This window comes from Chryseobacterium gossypii (assembly GCF_041361455.1).
Classification (GTDB): Bacteria; Bacteroidota; Bacteroidia; order Flavobacteriales; family Weeksellaceae; genus Chryseobacterium; species Chryseobacterium gossypii.
The window spans coordinates 18,378-37,167 of sequence record NZ_JBGCUR010000021.1; the positions used below are offsets into that span (position 1 = coordinate 18,378).

Consider the following 18,790-nt stretch of genomic DNA (forward strand, 5'->3'; position numbering starts at 1 on the left):
TTTATAAAGTCATAGATTTTTTGTATTTTGTAGACGGTTTATGAGAATAAGAGAACTCTTACATTATACTTTTATTTTTCCTGTCCTGGCGGTAATATATTACTTTTCCGGACTGATAGGAAATGGTATTGCCTGTGATGTAATTGCGGGTCTGTTGCTTACCGGCAGCGTATTATCTGCCGTTCACCATGCAGAAGTTGTCGCCCATAAAGTGGGAGAACCTTTCGGGACTATTATTTTGGCGCTTTGTATTACAATCATTGAAGTGGCACTGATTATTTCCCTGATGGTGGCAGGGGGAGACCAGGCCATCACACTGGCCAGAGATACGGTTTTTGCAGCCGTAATGCTTATTCTGAACGGAATTTTAGGAATCTGTATCCTGGTAGGCGGGGTGAAATACTATGAGCAGTTTTTTGCAAGGACCTCGGCAACAACCTACCTGGTAAGTATTGTCTCCATTCTGGTTTTAACCCTTGTGCTCCCTAATTTCACCTCAAGTGTGAATGGGCCTTTTTATAATGAGGCCCAGCTGACTTTTGTCTCCATTGCATGTCTGGTCATTTACGGGGTCTTCCTGATGGTGCAGACTGTAAGGCATAGGAGCTATTTTATTGTTCCTGAAGAGCACCCGGGAGAACATTATATTCCTTCTCTGACTAAAACTCTGGTAAGCTTCGTTTTCCTGATCATCTGCTTAGGAATAGTGGTCCTGATGGCCAAAGGGCTTTCCGGAACCATTGAAAACATGGTTCAGAGTTTAGGTGCTCCGAAATCTTTGGTGGGAGTTATCATTGCTGCGGTGGTTCTTCTTCCGGAAGGGATGGCAGCCATCAGGGCGGCGAGGAGCAATCAGATACAATCAAGCCTGAATCTGGCTCTGGGATCAGCTTTGGCAAGTATTGGCCTCACCATTCCCGCAGTCTCCATGGTTTGCATTATGTATGACATACCTTTGGTTCTGGGCCTGGATAAGAAAGATATTATCCTGCTGTCTCTTTCCGTATTTATCGTTATGCTTTCACTGAGCCGGGGAAAGACAAATATCCTTTACGGAACAGTTCTGCTGGTTAATCTGGCGGCTTATATCTTTACCGTTATTGTACCCTGATCACAGCCTTCTGGCCAGTTCCATTTTAAACGCCATCAGTCTGGCGATATTTTCAGCTTTATAAATTGCCATATCAGCATTTTCGCCGGCAAAATTTTCTTCTACCGTGCTTGTCCATAGCTCCAGCCACCTGTCGAAATGCTTTTTCTCCATAGCCCGGATCTCATTGATAGGAAAATGGGCTCCCATAGGATTTCCCTTATACGTCATCTGCCCGAAAAGGATGGATTCCCAAAAAGAATACATTTTCGGAAGATGCTTATCCCAGTCTACCTTGGCGATATCATTAAAGAAAAATCCAATCGTCTCATCCCGGGTTACCTTTGCATAAAACGAATTGACAAGCAGCTCTATATCTTCTCTTGATTCCAGTTTTTTCATAGATCAAAGTTAGTTTAAAATCAATTTAAAAATTCAATCACTCACTTGATAAATTTCATGAAAACAATATTTTATCTTTGTGCATTATTTTGGCGGAAGATATACATAAAATGACCAAAGGAATGGCAACAGGGTTTAGAAAAAAGATTCTTCAAAAGAATACCGAGAACAGCGGTTTCGGAGATAATGCTTCAGGAAGGTTCATTAAAAAGGACGGCCTTCCGAATGTTGAACGTAAAGGAGTGAATATCTTCAATCGCTACAGCTGGTATCATACCATGCTGAATCTGTCTACATTCCGGTTCCTTTCCTATCTGGTAATTGCTTATATTCTGGTTAATCTGGTTTTTGCCCTTATATATTATCTGATAGGAGTCGAGCATCTCACCGGGATTGATAAAAGCGATCCTCTGAATGAGTTTATTGATGTCTTTTTCTTCAGTTCCCAGACTTTTACAACAGTGGGATACGGAAGAATAGCTCCGGTAGGATTCATGGCGAGTCTGGTGGCAACTTTTGAGGCCTTTCTTGGACTGCTTACTTTTGCCATAGCAACAGGTTTGTTTTACGGAAGGTTTTCAAGACCCAGAGCATACCTTAAATTTTCTGATATCGCATTGATCGCCCCATTTCATGAGGCCTCCGCTTTAATGTTCAGGCTTGCACCTTATAAAAACAATGCTTTAACGAGTGCCGAAGTAGTGGTTTCCGCCGCAATTGAGGTAAATGAGAACGGTGACACCAAAAGTAATTTTTATACTTTAAAAACCCAGCTGAGTCATATCAATACCTTAGCTTTAAATTGGACGGTTGTACACAAAATAGATGAGGATTCGCCGTTTTACGGCTTTACAAAAGAAGATTTCAAAAATACGGATATAGAGATCATTGTTCATGTGCGTGCTTTTGATGAGGTTTTTTCCAATACGGTGGTACAGCGTACGTCATACGTATCCGAAGAAATAATTTATGGGGCCAGGTTCGCCCCAATGTATTATCCTGCCAAGGATAATACATCAACGATTCTGGACCTGGATAAGATCAATGATTACAAGACAGCCGAAATTTCCACGTTAGTACCTGAAGAATAAATGGATTTGGAATTATATAAAAAACAAGCCCTGCAAAAGCAGAAAGATCATAAAAAATTTTTAGACGGATTAAAGAAAAAGCCGCCCAAAAATCTTGACTATGTCGTCCAGGAAAGCCATGATGAAGTGTTTGAGAATATCAATTGCCTGCAATGTGCCAACTGTTGCAAAACCACCGGACCATTATACACGGAAAAAGACATTGAACGTATTGCCAAGCACCTTCGTATGAAACCCGCTGATTTTGAATCCAGATTCCTTAGGATAGATGAGGATCAGGATAAAGTTTTGCAGAGCCTTCCCTGTTTCTTCCTGAATGAGGACAATACCTGCTCAATTTATGATGTGAGGCCCAAAGCATGCCGTGAATATCCGCATACTGACCGTAAGAAGATCTATCAGATCAACAGCATTATGATGAAAAACACGGTGATTTGCCCCGCAGCTTACGAGTTTGTGGAAAAAATTATGAGAAATTTAGGAAAATGATGTATAATCCCAAATCGTCTTAAAGAGTTATAAAGTACGTTAAATAAGCACTTTAGAGATAATTTTAAATATAATAGGCCGTTTAGTGTAAACAAACCAACAAATATTATATTATGAAAAAGTTATTTTTAACTGCTGCGTTTACATTAGTCGGAGTAATCGCTGTATCGGCTCAAACGGAAACCCAAAAACCGGTTGAAAACTCTAATAACCAAACGACTACTCAAACCCAACAACAGAATACACAGGCTACAACTGATTGGAATACCAATACAGCAGCTGCCCAAAATCAAAATACAACAACTACTGCTACGGCTGATACTACGGTGACAGCTGATACCAGTGCAGCAGGAAACACTAAAACTGCTGAAGCGACAAAAGAAGAAAGAAAGGAAAAGAAGAGGAAGTCTAAATAAGTATTAGTCAAAATCGAACGAAGTCCTGAAATAGCAGATATTTCAGGGCTTCTTCTTTGTGGCTTGGTATAAAGTGCAGATAGCCAGGGTTATAATATAAAACATCTTAAAAAATTATAAAATACGTTAAACAATACAATTTGTGCTGTTTTAGTATAAAAATTGATGTTTTAAAAAAACAAACCACCAAAATATTACATTATGAAAAAGTTATTTTTAACATTAACGTTTGCACTAGCAGGTATGATCACAGCTTCGGCTCAGGTAACTCCGCAAAACAGAACAGATACCACCCGGACTGATAGTCAACAGCAACAAAGAAATGATGATGCAAGAATGAAAAAAGATAATATGAACGCTGATCAGGACAGGTCTATGGCGGATACTAACAGGACCGGGAATAAAAGAGATGCAATAAAAGAAGATAAAAAGACAAAGAAGAAAATGAAGTAAATAAAGAAGTAGAAAAGAGAGTCCCGGAATGATTCATTCCGGGATTTTTTTATGGCCGAAAGGGTACTGCTGTTTACAAATAAGAAGATCAGTATAAAAGTGCTTTTAAAAGATCCCCGGATGATGTATTCGGGGATTTTTATTGTCTTTTATATTTTGTAATCTAAGGTGCAACAACAAAAGAGCCCAATAATATATAAGCACAACCTCATCCTTTACACGGCCTATACAACAATAAGTTTTAATAAATCCTTAATATATTTTTTGATCTACTAAAGGTTTTACTTCAGTCATAAATTTTTTCATGGATGACTGAACCAATTCCGGACACAGCATACCGAAGTTATGTAGCAACATGAGATGATCAATACCCATCTGATGTAATTCAACGATTTTGTCAGATACTGTTTCGGGTGAGCCAAAAAGAGAAAGCCCGGTTTTGATAATATCATCATAGGTTTGTTGCTTCGCATAAAGCCGGGTCTTTACATAAAGATTAAAAGCTTCTTCAGCATTTTCTTTTGCCTGATCATCCGTATCCGCAATATGGGTATGAAAGGCAAATATTGCTGAGAGAGGTTTTTTATCACCATCTGATGCTCCCTGCTTATGTTGATTAGTAATAGATTGTATTTCCGAAAAATGATCTACAGAGGCATAAGGAATACAGATCATATTATAGCCTTGTTTTCCTATAAAATAGGCAGCCTCTTTCCGCAAAGCGGCAATATATAAAGGAACCTCTCTTTGTACCGGTAAAATATTGATCTTTACGTTACGGATCGAATGAAATTTGTTAGAATCACAGGCTTCACCTTTTAAGGCGCGATCTAATATTGCTAAATTTTCATCAAAACGTGCTCTTTTCTCTTCCAATGAAATATCATAGCCTTCAAATTCATGTTTCAAATACCCTGAGCCCACTCCTAATATCAGCCGCCCTGAAGAAATTATATCAAGCATTGTATAATTTTCAGCAATATTCAGTGGATGATGAAAGGGAAGGATGGAGATGGCAGGGCCCAGCTTTATGTTCTTTGTTCTTTGGGATAAGGCAGAAAGAAAAACGGCAGGATTAGGGATCACTCCGTATTCGTGAAAATGATGTTCAGCAACAAAAAAAGCATCATAGCCTAATTGATCTGCTAAAACACCCTGCTCCATAAGTTGATGGTAAAACTCAGGAAGGCTTCTTTGTAAAGTGGGATAATGATCTTGTACCGAAAAAATGGAATAATGCATTTGTGTATTATTAATTTTTTAAAGATATAAATTTTAATTATTTGTTAGTTATATGCCCATTCAAAAGAAAATAATTTGGCCTTTTCGTTAATGTAACTTTCTTAAAATGTACAGGCTTATCAAGATCCTTTATAATAAACATCAGAATTAGCTGCGTGGCATTACAAGGGGACTTTTTAGTCATATAACGGTAAGAACTAATGTTGGAATGTTCCCTTAAGATATACTGTTAAAGGAATGGGAAGAATAGAAAATGTTTCTGCCAGAGGACTGATAATGAATTGGATATTATTATGCATTTGTCTTTAATAGGCAGATTATCAGTAAATTAAATTGATGAAGGGTCGGAGTAGGATGTGTTTTTTTTAATTTATAACGCGATAATAATAGCTTTGTTAAAAAAATGAATATGAAGAAAATAATTATGATTTGCATTAATCTCTTTTGTTAATGCATTTTCTCAGGACACGGCAGCATATTGTGGTTTTGATGCTGTTATGAGAAAATGAATGCTAAATATCCCGATTAGAAAAAAGAAGGAATGGGCTTTACACAGGCTAGGCATGCTGTAGATGCGGCAATATACAATGGAACTACTCTTCCTGATCTGGGACCATGCTCTCAATTACAGTACGGACAGATGGAGGATTATGCAGTAAGATTTTAGATGTATTAGGAACATCTGAGGTGAAAAATAGCTCGGAAACTAAAATGGTTTATATAAAGTCTGAAAATAAATTGAAATTGGTTGGTGGTAAGAATAGGGGTCAGCTCACGAAAAGTAAAAAAAACCGGGTTAAGGATAAAATCTATCAAACTATATAATTTCGATTGTTATCTTAAATTATTCATTCTTGACTAGTACGATTATCTTCACTTACATTAATATTTGGGTATTAATTTTATAAGTTACATTCTATATTGATTGGGGAATTTTTGTTTTTTTTATTATAGTGGATATTAAATAAATATTGGTTACAAAAATATTCAGATATATGAAAATCAAAAACTTAACATAATAAAATACATTAAGTTAATTTAGATTTATAATCTTACATTTGATATAATAAATTAAAAATATGAAGCGTAATATCTTTATTTTTGCCCTGATGATTCCTTTTTTTGGATTTTCACAGTGGACAAGAACAGAGTTGAGATCTCAAAAAGTAAAAAAATCTCAAGAAAAATTAGAATATACTGGACTATATTCATTAAATGCTGATCAGCTCAGACAAAGTTTACAAAAAGCTCCTGCCCGTTTTTCGAGCGAAAAGGGAGTTGTGATTTCACTTCCTGCAGCTAATGGGAAATTGGAAAGATTTCAGGTTTGGGAATACTCAAATATGGCTCCGGAGCTACAGGCTAAGTTTCCAGATATTAAATCTTATGTAGGAAGAGGATTGGAAGACCCTTCTGTTTATTTAAGATTTAGCCTTTCTCCAGTAGGATTTTCGTCAATGATTACCCGATCTGGAATATCAGAGTTTATTGAACCTTATACTGAAGACAGCAGTGTATATGCTGTTTTTGATTCCAACGCAAAAAGAGGACAGGATAAAGAACCTTTTGAATGCTCTGTTAAGGATATTGCAGAAAGAACTGCAGAAAAAAAAAGCGAAAGTGTAAATAAGAAAGCAGCTGGTTTTAATGTTTTCAGGCTTGCTTTATCATGTACTGGAGAATATGCACAATATCATTTAGCAGCTGCTGGTACTCCTGCTACAGCCACAGATACTCAAAAAAAAGCAGTAATTTTGGCTGCAATGAATACTTCTTTAACTAGAATGAATGGTGTTTTTGAAAAAGATTTATCATTACATTTTAATCTGATTGCTAATAATGATGTTGTTATTTTCTTAGATCCTGCAACGGATCCTTATGATGATACAGATGCCGATACTACTAATGATTTCGACAATGAAGGGGCATACTATGGCATAGCAAACCGAATCCAATTGGGTGATTATGACATGGGTCATTTGGTAGACAGAAGAGATGGTACTGGAGTAGCTAGTTTAGGTGTAATATGTGGAAATATAAAAGCAGCAGGCTATACTGCATCCAATTTCCCAGAAGGAAGCACATTTGATATAGACTATGTTGCCCATGAGATGGGGCATCAGATGGGTGCTGGTCATACTTATACGATGTATGCTTCTCAAACCGACCAGAAAGTTGAGCCTGGAAGTGGTTCTACTATTATGTCATATGCAGGAATAACGGGAGGAAGTAACGATGTTCAGTTTAATGTTGGTGATTACTATCATACCAATAGTATTACCCAAATAAAAAATAAAATAAACAGTATTGTCTGTGGTATCAATACTCCTTTTGCAAATCCTGCTCCAAATATAAGTGCAGGAGCAGATTATACAATTCCCATATCTACTCCATTTGTATTAACAGCAACTACAACAGATGGCAATATTGCTTCGTATACCTACACATGGGAGCAAGCAGACCAGGCTGCTGCGGCTCAACTTGGAGCTAATAATATTTCAGCTGCTTATCCAACAAAGCCGACGGGCCCTACATTTAGATCTTTATCTCCCGTAACTACACCAACAAGGTATTTTCCTGACTTTAATAAAGTCTTAGGAGGTGTTTTGTCGACACGATGGGAGTCGGTTTCCAGTATTGCAAGAGAACTTAATTTTACGGCTACCGTAAGAAATAATGATCCATTAGCACCTCAGACTAATAAAGATGATGTAAAATTAACTGTTAATGCAGCAGCTGGTCCTTTTCAAGTGACAGCACCCGCATTTGGACAGTCATTAGCCTCTGGAAGCGCCATTAATGTAACTTGGGATGTTGCAGGTACCAATCAGGCTCCTATAAATACGGCCAATGTGAATATTAAATTATCTACAAATGGAGGTCAGACATTTACCGTTATAGCAGCCAACACACCTAATGACGGTAGTCAGCAGGTGAATATTCCTGCTGGCTCTACTTCATCCAATGCTTACATTATGATAGAGGCTGTTGGAAATGTATATTACGCCGTGAGTCCTAGTTTTGTGATCGATTATAATGTTACAGGAGAAACTTGTGCTACTTATACTTACAGCGGTGCCCCGGTAGCAATTACCGATGGTCCAGGAGGCGGACCAACTGTAGATAATATATCATCACCAAAAGTGATAGCACCATTAGTGGTAAATAATACTGGTACGATTACTAAAATTAAAGTTATTCCATCCATTACACATCCTAATGTAAGGCATCTGTCAATTGGAATAGAAAGTCCTGTGGGAAGCTCTGCTATTATATGGAATCGTGCATGTAATAATGCCTCAGGTATTACAGCTTCATTCAGTGATGCTGGAAATGCTGTAGTTTGCGCGTCACCTATTCAAGGAGAAACAAAATCAAATGAATCTCTGAGTATCTTTAAAGGACACACAGCACAAGGACTATGGAAATTATTTGCTTCAGACAATATAGCTGGAAATGCAGGGACTATTACGGGATGGTCTCTGGAGGTATGTACAAGAGAAACTCAAAATTTAGGAACTCATGATACCACTTCTCCATTGGCAGATGATATCAAAATTTATCCTAATCCAAGTGATGGTAATTTCTTTATTAAATCAAGAAACTTAAAAGGAGAAATAAAAGTAGGAATGTTTGATGCTAGCGGAAGATTAGTATTTTCATCTGCTTATCAAAGTGAAAGTGACAGTGACAGTACAAAAGAGTTTAATGTAAATGTGCCTAAAGGAGTTTATGTTATCAGCATAAATTCTTCAAAAGGGGTATACAATACTAAACTTGTCATTAAATAACAGGATTAATAATTTCTCAATAAAAAGGGCTAGTGAAAACTGGCCCTTTTTTTATATAAATTTAATTTATATTGCGGGGTCAGCCGACGAAAAGTAAAAAAACAGGGTTAAGGATAAAATCTATTGAGAATATGATTTTAATAGTTATTATAAATTATTCAATCTTAATGGTCTCAACTCTTCTGGTTTTAACATTACTTTATTATTACAAAAATCTTCATCTCACAGGGGGATTATGAAAGATGTGTTATATCTTTAAATTTTGTATTTTTAAGAAAAAATAAATATGAAACAAATTTATCGATTAGTAATTATGTTGGGGTTATTGCCCGCAGCCATTTTTGGGCAATACACACAAAGTTTTGATTCGGCTACAATGCCAGCAGATTGGACCATAATTAACGGAGGAGATCCGGGAACATGGGAAACATGGACTACTTATGACGCATATACTACTATTGATCCTCATTCAGGATCTCATTATTTGGGATTGGAATATGGTTCAAGTGCTCACGATGATTATGCAGTAAGCCCAGCAATAGTAGTTAGCGCAGGGGTATCTGATAAATTAACCTTTTGGAGTAAGAATGGAGGAAGTGGGCTTGCAGAAGAGTTTGATATTAAAATATCAACAACAACACCTACTGTCGCTGGTTTAACAAATACACTTGCCAGTGCAGTGAGTCCTCCAACCACATGGACTCAGTATACCTATGATCTGACCCCATATGTTGGACAAACTATATACATTGCTTTTTATTCTTCAACAGAAGATATTTGGTTTATTGGAATAGACGACTTTGAAATATCAGGCAGTATGCTTGGAGTGTCTGAGGCAAAACAGAAAACCGTATCCATGTATCCAAATCCAGTTATTGATATATTAAATATTGACAGTAAAAATAAAATGTCTGAAATTAATATCTACGACATGTCAGGAAGACTGCAAAAGCAGGAAAAAATAAATTCAGAAAATGCTAAAATTAATTTAACCGAACTGAGAACCGGAAGTTATATTGTAAGGATAAAAGATGAGAACTCAGAAAAGAGTCATAAGATTATAAAAAAGTAAATCTAAAAACAAAAGCGGTTCAGGCGAGCCGCTTTTATTTTTTTTAGTAATCAGTGATACAAAGCAAAGAATTTTACCAATTATTTTTGACCATTAAACCATTTTTTTTAATAGATAGTTGTTTCTTTCTATAGTTCTTTTCTTCCAGTTCATGATTAATATTATTATTCACTTAGGATTGGTCGAAGAACAATAAAAAACAAGGTTAAGGATAAAACCTATCAAAAATTAAATTTTGATAGATAAATTATAAAGTATTTACAAATCCTGTATTTTATTTTTCTTGATCCAGTTATGAAGGTTTGCTGGAGTGGAATTATAGCGTTTTGCTATAAATTTTTTGGTAGAACCATTTTTAAGTAAAGCCTCTATTTCCAATTTGTGAGCATCAAGTTTACTTTTTCCTGGTCCTTTTGGTCTACCTAATTTAACTCCGTTTGCTTTTTTTGTCTGCAACGCTTCTTTTGTTCTTTTGGAAATCAAATCTCTTTCAATTTCTGATACCATAGAAAATACCATTGCCATCACTTTGCTCTGTATGGTATTATCAAGTTGCCAGTTTCCTTTGACAGTGTAAATATTAATGCCTTTATCTGTAGCAATAGAAATTATTTCCATACATTCAAGCATACTGCGCCCCAATCTGGAAAATTCGTTTAAAAGGATAGTATCTCCTTTCTGTAGGCTTTCAATAATATCCCCAATTTTTCGTTTTCTCCAATGAATCTTTCCGGAGATTTTTTCTTCTACAAAATCTACTTTACCTAAAGATTTGCCATTCGCTAAAAATAAAATTTCTGCTTTATTTTTTTCAAGATCCTGGTCAGCTGTTGATACCCTTAGATAAGCTACGTTCTTTGACATAAAAGCTATTTTAAAAGTAAAGGTATAAATACTTTATTATTCTATATAAAAATGTATAATAAAAATATGTATTTTTATTTAATTGTAACTTTATTGAAAACGGTCATTTTTACAATACTATTTTATGGCTTTAAGAAAATCTATAACAGAACAAGAATTTACTTCATTAATAAATATTCCTCAGTCTGGAGAAGAACTTATAAGAATCTATTCTCTTTCAGATGATGATATAATTTTCATTAAGGCATCATGCAGAGGAAAAACCAATCACATTAGAGTATCAATATTGCTAAGCTACATGAGATTTCCCGGTATTATTATTCCTACGGGATTTATTCCGGATGAAAGAATATTGGATCTATTATGTAATCAGCTAGAAATAGATAAAAGCCACTGGAAAGGTTATGATGATCTAGCTGAAACTCGACAAGATCATATCAATATTTTGAGAAAAAATTATGGATATGAAAGTTTTTCTTCAACCTACTATACTAATTCTCTATTCTATTTAAAAAAATTTGCATTACAAACGGATAAAGGAATATTAATTGCACAGCAGTTAATACAGTTTTTGAGAGATTACAAAATATTGATTCCTAAAATATCTGTTGTACAGAAAATATGCTCAGAAGCCATTATTAATGCAGAAAAGCAAATTTATGACACCCTCAGTTCTTCATTATCTAATCATCAAAAACAGTCATTAGATGCTCTTCTCAACTTACAGGAAAAAGGCAGCATCAGTCAATTAAATTGGTTAAAGCAATCCCCACAGGCGATTAATTCCAAATTTTTACTGATGCAGATCAAGAGACTGAAAACAATTAAAGATATTAATCTCCCTAAAGATATTGGCAAAGATATTCATCAAAACCGATTACTAAAAATAGCCAGAGAAGGCAGACAGATGACACCACAGCATCTAAGGGATTTTGAAGAATCCCGCAGATACGCAACATTGGTAGCAATACTTCTGGAAACCAAAGCTTCTATTATCGATGAAATTATAGAAATGAATGATAAGATCATCGGTTCTTTGTTCAGATATGCCAAGAATACACAAACCCAAAAAATTCAGGAATCAGGAAAATCTATGGGAGAACAGCTGGGTATATTTTATAAAATTGGCAGTGTCCTTCTTGAAGCCAGAGAAACAGGAGAAGATCCTTTCGATGCCGTAGAGTCCGTTATTTCATGGGAAGCTCTGGCTCAAAGTATTTCGGAAGCCAAGAACTTAACCGCTAAACAAAATTTTGATTCCCTTTATTTTATATCCGATAAATATTTTACGATAAAAAAATATGGTGGAGAATTTTTGAAAGAGTTAGAGCTTCGTTCTGCCCCTGTAGCAGAAGATATTTTAAAGGCGGTGGGTATCCTGATAGATCTATATGAAGGAAAAATAAAAAGACTGCCGGAAAAGCTTCCATCAAGTTTTATAAGAAAAAGATGGGAAGAACTGATATTTACGGAGAATGGCACTGATAGAAAATTTTATGAGCTGTGTATCTTTTCTGAACTGAAAAACCATCTCCGTTCCGGAGATCTTTGGGTACAGGGTTCAAGACAGTACAAAGATTTTGAAGATTATCTTATTCCTTCAGACAGATTTACTGAAATGAAAGATCAGAATCAAGTTCCTCTGGATGTAGCGTTGAATGTAGAAGAGTTTCTTTCGGAGCGGATAGAGCTTCTTTCAAATAAAATGCAAATCGTTTGTAAACTTATTGAAAATAATGAACTTCCAGACTCTTCTATTATTAATGACAGAATAAAAATTAAACCTTTTGAAAATACAGTTCCTGAAGAAGCTGAAGTTTTAGGAAAAAAAATATACAGTCTGCTTCCTCTTATTAAAATCACAGATCTTTTGAGAGAAGTAGATCAGTGGACGGGCTTTACAGATCAGTTTATTCATCTAAAATCCGGAAATAAAGCTGATGACAAAAACCTATTACTTACTGTAATACTGTCAGATGCCATCAATTTGGGTTTAAGAAAAATGTCGGAAGCTTCTCCGGGAACTTCCTATGCAAAACTCTCATGGCTTCAGGCGTGGCATATCCGGGATGAAACGTATTTTTCAGCTTTAGCGGAAATTATAAATGTTCAATCTGCACATCCATTTTCTTTTTACTGGGGAGAAGGAAAAACATCTTCTTCGGACGGTCAAAGGTTTGCAACAGGCAGTTATGCGCAGAGAACCGGAAATATTAATCCGAAATATGGAAGCAGTCCCGGAATTCAGTTTTATACTCATATCTCTGATCAATACGCACCTTTTCATACTAAGGTTATCAATGTAGGAGTAAGGGATGCAACCTATGTTTTGGATGGGCTTCTCTATCATGAATCTGATTTACAGATAGAAGAACATTATACGGATACAGCAGGATTTACCGATCATGTGTTTGCTTTGATGCAGTTATTGGGATTTAAATTTGCTCCAAGAATCAGAGATTTGAATGATAAGAAGCTATTTATTCCTGAAGCATCTACGGGCTATTCTGCGCTTTCAGAACATATAGGAGGAACCATCAACAGTAAAAAGATTATTCAAAATTGGGATGAAATCCTAAGATTGGCGGCTTCCATAAAAAATGGAACTGTTACGGCTTCACTGATTGTAAAGAAGATAGGAAGTTATCCAAGGCAAAACGGACTGGCAGTAGCACTACGGGAATTGGGTAAAATTGAAAGAACCTTATTTATGCTCGACTGGTACATGAGTCCGGAACTTAGGCGCAGAGTTACTGCAGGACTTAATAAAGGGGAAGCCAGAAACGCTTTGGCAAGAGCCGTATATTTTAACAGGTTTGGAGAAGTCAGAGAACGGAGCTTTGAAAATCAACGATATAAGGCAAGCGGGCTTAATTTGGTAACCGCTGCTATTGTTTTATGGAATACGGTTTATATTGAAAAAGCAGTGGAATATTTGAAAGAACAGGGCGAAGAAATTAATGAAGAATTTCTTCAGTATCTTTCTCCATTAGGATGGGAGCATATTCACCTTACCGGAGACTATGTTTGGGAAGATCGGATAAAACTTAAAAAGGGAGAGTTTAGATCACTAAGAAAAGCGTAATCATTTAGTCCGTCTATTTAAATTTTAAATATTAATAGATTTTATCCTTAACCCGGTTTTTTTTACTTTTCGTCGACTGACCCCAGAATAACACATTTGGAAATTACGAGATCTATGATGCAAGTGGAAAATTCTTCAAAAAGGAGATTCCAAATCCGATGAAGTTCAGATCAATCAGCCGCTTCCAAAAGGAATGTACATTATCAACTACTCAGATAAAAAAGAATCAAGGAAATTTTTAAATAACTAAAATAAAAGCTGATTAAAGAATAAAAAAGGGAAACTTACTGGAAAAGACAGTTGAATTGGTCTGTCTTGAGTAATAGTAAAAGTTTTCATGGTACCTTTTGTGGTGGAAGAGTCCGGTATTCCGGACTCTTCTTGTTTATTATTTTCCGGAGACTTGTTGCCCCATAAATTGTGACAGGTATATAAATAAAAAAGCAAACCCTGAAATTCCAGCAAAAATGCTGAGAATCGGGTTTGCCGGTTTTAAGCTCTATGGAATACAGATGCTAATTAAGGATAAAGATAATCCTTATGAAAAAAACAAACTATTGTATAACAATTGAATTTTCGGTAAAAACAGTATACGTTTCAGAGATGATATTATCAACAAATCTCCATTGGGGCTGTACACTTGCCGGAGTAAACTTTACATACAGATAGCCCTTGTGAGAGAGATTGGCGTATTTTAAGTCATCTACCAGTAATGGAAAAAATGCTGATAAAGTATGTAATATTTGCGAGTCTAACCCCAAATAATCAAAATCTCCCTGTGATGTTACAGAGCTGGTTGCCAGTTCCGTTCCGATAAAATTGCCTTGTTCATCGGTAAGTTTCCCGCACCATGCCGAATGGGTATCCCCTGCCAACACGATAACTTTTTTACCTGAAAGTACTGAATAGAGCTTTTCTCTTTCAGCAAAATATCCGTCCCATGCGTCAAGATTAAAAGGCAGCTTTGAAGCAAGCCTCTGTTTTTCATGGGTATTGATGGAATAATTCTGTTCAGACCTTTTTTTAATTTCAGATAGCTCTGAGATTTTATTTTGGAGCCTTTCCACCATTTCAGCACTTGCCGGATCATTTTTATAAGACATTCCATCCTTTACTATTTTCATAATTTTACTCAATAATATCATGCATTCAGAAGGAAGCATCATTTTAGTCATCAGAACCTGCTGGCCGATAACTTTCCATGCTGTGGAAGTTGAATTGATCTCGGATCTGAGCCAGGCCATTTGTTCGTCGCCAATCATTTTTCTGTCGGGATTCGTAAGATCATTATTAAACTTATCGAAATCAAAACTCATATCAAAGAGGCTGTCAGCTATATAATCAGAATAATCTAATTGCTTATCCCTTGCAATCAGACGGGTATCCAGCATATAAAGCGAAAGAATATTACCAAATTCAAAGCTTCTGTAAATCTTAAAGTCTTTGCCTGTTTTAAGTGGGATATACTCACAGTATGCCTGGAATGCGGCCATTTTTCTGGCCTCGAAGCTTCCTTCCTGTGGTTGATGGTTTAATGCTCCTGATTTATAAGCATCATCAGCTATTTCGTGGTCATCCCATACGCATATAAATGGCTTTTTTTGATGCAGAAGCTGAAGATCCTTATCGCTTCTATATTGCCGGTATCTTTCGCGGTAGTCACTTAGGGTAATGATTTCCTTAGCAGGCTTATGGGCCCTGTTTAATTGGTTGGTATATGAATTAGTGCCATATTGACCCGGAGCATGTTCATATATATAATCTCCGAGATGTAGGACTACATCGGCCTCTGATTTTGCAACAGCATTATATACGTTAAAAAGACCGGATGCAAAATTAGAGCAGGAAACAACTGCCATTTTGGCTTCCTGCACATTGTCGGTTTTAGAGGGTAGGGTGATGGTTTCGCCTGTGATGCTTGTTTCCTTTGTTTCATTATTATAAAACCTGTAATAGAATTTGCTGTTAGAAGGAATGTTCTGTACGTCAATAGAAACAGTAAAGTCATTGATACTTGACGCATACACCTTTTCCCTTCTCAGTACTTCTGAAAAATCGGCTTTTAAACTTATTTCCCAGGTAATCTCAGCTTCTGTTTCCTTGGTATATCTTGTCCAGATAATAATACTGGACTCTGTGGGATCAAAACTGGCTACACCTAAATTAAAACCGTTATTCTGCAGACCCTGAGGAGTTGATCCATCATCAATCCAGTCATTGTTACAGCTTATAAATAAAGGAGCGATAAACATTCCTCCTGTAGCCAACAGGGAATTTTTAATAAATCTTCGGCGGGTAAAATGTTGATAATCTTTCATGTTGATTTTTATAATGATGTTTTTAGAATTTCCGTATATGATGAGAAAAAGAATGAACTCAGATATAAGCCTGTCTATTTATCATTTGAATTTTAAAAATGAACAAAGAGTTTCAGATCATTCTGATTGATCTCTTTGTTCAAAAGTTAATATGAATGTTTTTCGGCAAAAATCATAATTATATCTATGGATAGGAAGTTGGTATAGGCGACATAGACCATACAATTCCTTATGTTACGGATTATTAATATTAGATGATTTGCTTTCCCAAATTCTCTGCAATTCAGATTAAAAACTTAGTCGGCTATAAAATTGTTCTGATTTTAAGGGCAGTATCTATTGCTATTTTTTGCTTCTACGTAAATTCTACACGCATCTAACCTTACTGATACGGTTTTATATTCGCCGGAATAAGCTTTGACTATCTTAATATTGAAATGACAGGCGCTTGACTTCCTTGTCTGTTTAAAAATGTGAATAATTGTGTAGAACCACTATAAAAAAAATTTTGCTGTACTAACTACCGAGCCTAATAATAAGTCGGTTGTCAGAACCGACTACAAAATATTCTTCCCGGTGTCCGCCTTCCGGCTCAGGGTAGTGGAGTTAATTGCTTTTGATAAATATCTGGGATAGGGGAATATTAATAGATAGCCGTTTAAAGTGTTTACCCTTGCAAGACAGGCATTAGTGTAACAGATGTTTTACCACTTGTTGACGATACAAAGGATCTTATAAGGGTGTAATCTCATAAAATGGTCCAAAAAAGATTAATACCAACAAGCCATATCCAAAGGAACAGACTAAATACAATAATCTGCCTATTGAAATCCAACAGGAAAAAATGACTGAATGACGGCATAAAAATAGCCTCTTAAAAAATCAGAATGTACAAAGCCTGAAAAAACAAAAGGAGATGCCTTTTAGACACCTCCTTTCTTCTTTCACTTTTTACTTTTATCCCATTTTCCCGGGAACAGGCTATATTTAAAAAGGTTGGGAATTTTTCCCAACCTTTTTTATTTTTATACTACTCCCTGAGCTAACATTGCTTCTGCAACTTTTACAAAGCCAGCGATATTTGCCCCTTTTACGTAATTTACATATCCGTCCTCTTCTTTTCCGTAGTCTCTGCAAGCTTTGTGGATTCCGATCATGATCTCCTTTAATCTTGCATCAACTTCTTCGGATGTCCAGTTCAAACGAATAGAGTTCTGGGTCATTTCTAATCCTGAAGTTGCTACACCACCGGCATTAGAAGCCTTACCAGGTGAGAATAACACTTTATTGTCTAGGAAATAGTTGATCGCATCTAATGTTGAAGGCATGTTAGCTGCTTCTGTAACGCAAACGCATCCGTTTTCAACCAGCTTTTTAGCGTCTTCCAGATCAAGTTCATTTTGAGTTGCGGATGGGATGGCAACATCACATTTCACTTCCCAAGGACGCTTACCTGCATGAAACTCAGCAGAAGGATACTTCTTCGCATAATCCTCAGCCCTGTTATTGCCGGAAGCTCTGAGCTCTAATAAATAATCGATTTTTTCTCCGCTGATTCCGTCTTTATCATAGATATAGCCATCCGGGCCGGAAATCGTCACTACCTTAGCTCCCAGTTCTGTAGCTTTTTTTATAACTCCCCAGGCTACATTTCCAAAACCTGAAACCGTTACTATCTTGCCTTTAAAATCCTGGTTGATGGTTTTAAGCATCTGCTCAGCAAAATAAACAACCCCGTATCCGGTAGCTTCAGGACGGATCAATGATCCTCCGTAGGCAAGGCCTTTTCCGGTAAGTACTCCGGTAAATTCGTTTCGGATCTTTTTATATTGTCCGAATAGATATCCGATTTCTCTTGCTCCTACTCCGATGTCTCCTGCCGGAACGTCTGTTTCAGGGCCAATATGCTTGCACATTTCTGTCATGAAAGCCTGGCAGAAACGCATTACTTCCATATCAGATTTCCCTTGTGGGTCAAAATCCGAACCACCTTTTCCACCTCCCATTGGCAAAGTGGTCAAAGAGTTCTTAAATACCTGTTCAAAAGCTAAAAACTTCAAAACAGAAAGGTTTACGGTAGGATGGAAACGGATACCTCCTTTGTATGGGCCGATTGCTGAATTCATTTGAATCCTGTATCCTCTGTTTACCTGTATCTCTCCCTTGTCATCAACCCATGGAACTCTGAATATAATGATCCTTTCCGCTTCAGCCATTCTTTCCAGAAGCTTCATTCCGTTATATTCTTTCTTGGTAGCAATAAACGGAATCACAGTTACTGCAACTTCTTTTACAGCCTGTAAGAATTCCGGTTCGTTAGGGTTTTTTGCCTCAATTTTTGCAATAAACTCCTGAATTTTCTGCTCAATATTATATTGTTCCATAATTAAGGTTGAATATTATTGCCAACAAATTTAATTTTTTTTTCAAGATTCACAACACCTCAATTATTAATTGTTGAAAATTTAACAATATAA

Annotated in this window: 14 protein-coding genes; 9 read left to right on the forward strand and 5 right to left on the reverse strand. The window is 36.3% G+C overall.

Annotation, left to right across the window (positions count from 1 at the left end; translation table 11 throughout):
• The first annotated feature begins 40 nt into the window (after window positions 1-40).
• Window positions 41-1,111: a calcium:cation antiporter gene (locus tag ABMQ40_RS11935; RefSeq protein ID WP_370899862.1), complete on the forward strand. Its 1,071-nt coding sequence runs from the start codon at window positions 41-43 to the stop codon at window positions 1,109-1,111.
• Here ABMQ40_RS11935 and ABMQ40_RS11940 read toward each other — a convergent pair whose 3' ends face one another.
• A complete protein-coding gene (locus tag ABMQ40_RS11940; protein WP_370899864.1) occupies window positions 1,112-1,492 on the reverse strand; it encodes a group III truncated hemoglobin in 381 nt (126 codons plus the stop codon).
• Window positions 1,493-1,614: 122 nt separating this feature from the next.
• Here ABMQ40_RS11940 and ABMQ40_RS11945 point away from each other — a divergent pair, with 122 nt between their 5' ends.
• From ABMQ40_RS11945 to ABMQ40_RS11960, 4 genes are all read left to right on the forward strand, one after another.
• Window positions 1,615-2,583: an ion channel gene (locus tag ABMQ40_RS11945; protein ID WP_370899866.1), complete on the forward strand. Its 969-nt coding sequence runs from the start codon at window positions 1,615-1,617 to the stop codon at window positions 2,581-2,583.
• On the forward strand, window positions 2,584-3,072 hold the full coding sequence (locus ABMQ40_RS11950) for a YkgJ family cysteine cluster protein (protein WP_370899868.1): 489 nt from the start codon (window positions 2,584-2,586) through the stop codon (window positions 3,070-3,072).
• Window positions 3,073-3,185: 113 nt separating this feature from the next.
• Window positions 3,186-3,488, forward strand: coding sequence for a hypothetical protein (locus ABMQ40_RS11955; protein ID WP_370899870.1), 303 nt, complete (start codon window positions 3,186-3,188; stop codon window positions 3,486-3,488).
• 201 nt (window positions 3,489-3,689) lie between these two features.
• Window positions 3,690-3,941 (forward strand): hypothetical protein, encoded by a 252-nt coding sequence (locus ABMQ40_RS11960; protein WP_370899872.1) that lies wholly within the window; start codon window positions 3,690-3,692, stop codon window positions 3,939-3,941.
• Window positions 3,942-4,193: 252 nt separating this feature from the next.
• Here the strand turns inward: ABMQ40_RS11960 and ABMQ40_RS11965 are convergent, their stop codons facing one another.
• The gene (locus tag ABMQ40_RS11965) at window positions 4,194-5,183 is read right to left on the reverse strand and encodes an LLM class flavin-dependent oxidoreductase (protein WP_370899874.1); all 990 of its coding nucleotides are present in this window, start codon (window positions 5,181-5,183) and stop codon (window positions 4,194-4,196) included.
• Window positions 5,184-5,724: 541 nt separating this feature from the next.
• Between ABMQ40_RS11965 and ABMQ40_RS11970 the strand changes: the two genes are divergently transcribed.
• From ABMQ40_RS11970 to ABMQ40_RS11980, 3 genes are all read left to right on the forward strand, one after another.
• Window positions 5,725-5,850, forward strand: coding sequence for a hypothetical protein (locus ABMQ40_RS11970; protein ID WP_370899876.1), 126 nt, complete (start codon window positions 5,725-5,727; stop codon window positions 5,848-5,850).
• Window positions 5,851-6,262: 412 nt separating this feature from the next.
• Window positions 6,263-8,974, forward strand: coding sequence for a reprolysin-like metallopeptidase (locus ABMQ40_RS11975; RefSeq protein ID WP_370899878.1), 2,712 nt, complete (start codon window positions 6,263-6,265; stop codon window positions 8,972-8,974).
• A gap of 286 nt (window positions 8,975-9,260) precedes the next feature.
• Window positions 9,261-10,046, forward strand: a complete 786-nt coding sequence (locus tag ABMQ40_RS11980; protein ID WP_370899880.1) for a T9SS type A sorting domain-containing protein — start codon at window positions 9,261-9,263, stop codon at window positions 10,044-10,046.
• Window positions 10,047-10,304: 258 nt separating this feature from the next.
• On the opposite strand, the gene ABMQ40_RS11985 is transcribed toward ABMQ40_RS11980, so the two are convergent.
• A complete protein-coding gene (locus ABMQ40_RS11985; RefSeq protein WP_370899882.1) occupies window positions 10,305-10,910 on the reverse strand; it encodes a recombinase family protein in 606 nt (201 codons plus the stop codon).
• Window positions 10,911-11,034: 124 nt separating this feature from the next.
• Here ABMQ40_RS11985 and ABMQ40_RS11990 point away from each other — a divergent pair, with 124 nt between their 5' ends.
• Window positions 11,035-13,995, forward strand: coding sequence for a Tn3 family transposase (locus ABMQ40_RS11990; protein WP_370899884.1), 2,961 nt, complete (start codon window positions 11,035-11,037; stop codon window positions 13,993-13,995).
• Window positions 13,996-14,549: 554 nt separating this feature from the next.
• Here ABMQ40_RS11990 and ABMQ40_RS11995 read toward each other — a convergent pair.
• Together ABMQ40_RS11995 and gdhA are read right to left on the reverse strand one after the other, a co-directional pair.
• Window positions 14,550-16,313 carry an alkaline phosphatase D family protein gene (locus ABMQ40_RS11995; protein ID WP_370899886.1) on the reverse strand — a complete coding sequence of 588 codons (1,764 nt, stop codon included), beginning with the start codon at window positions 16,311-16,313 and terminating at the stop codon, window positions 14,550-14,552.
• A gap of 1,025 nt (window positions 16,314-17,338) precedes the next feature.
• Complete coding sequence (gdhA, locus tag ABMQ40_RS12000; RefSeq protein ID WP_370899888.1) at window positions 17,339-18,697, reverse strand: NADP-specific glutamate dehydrogenase; 1,359 nt, start codon at window positions 18,695-18,697, stop codon at window positions 17,339-17,341.
• Between the last annotated feature and the right edge of the window lie 93 nt (window positions 18,698-18,790).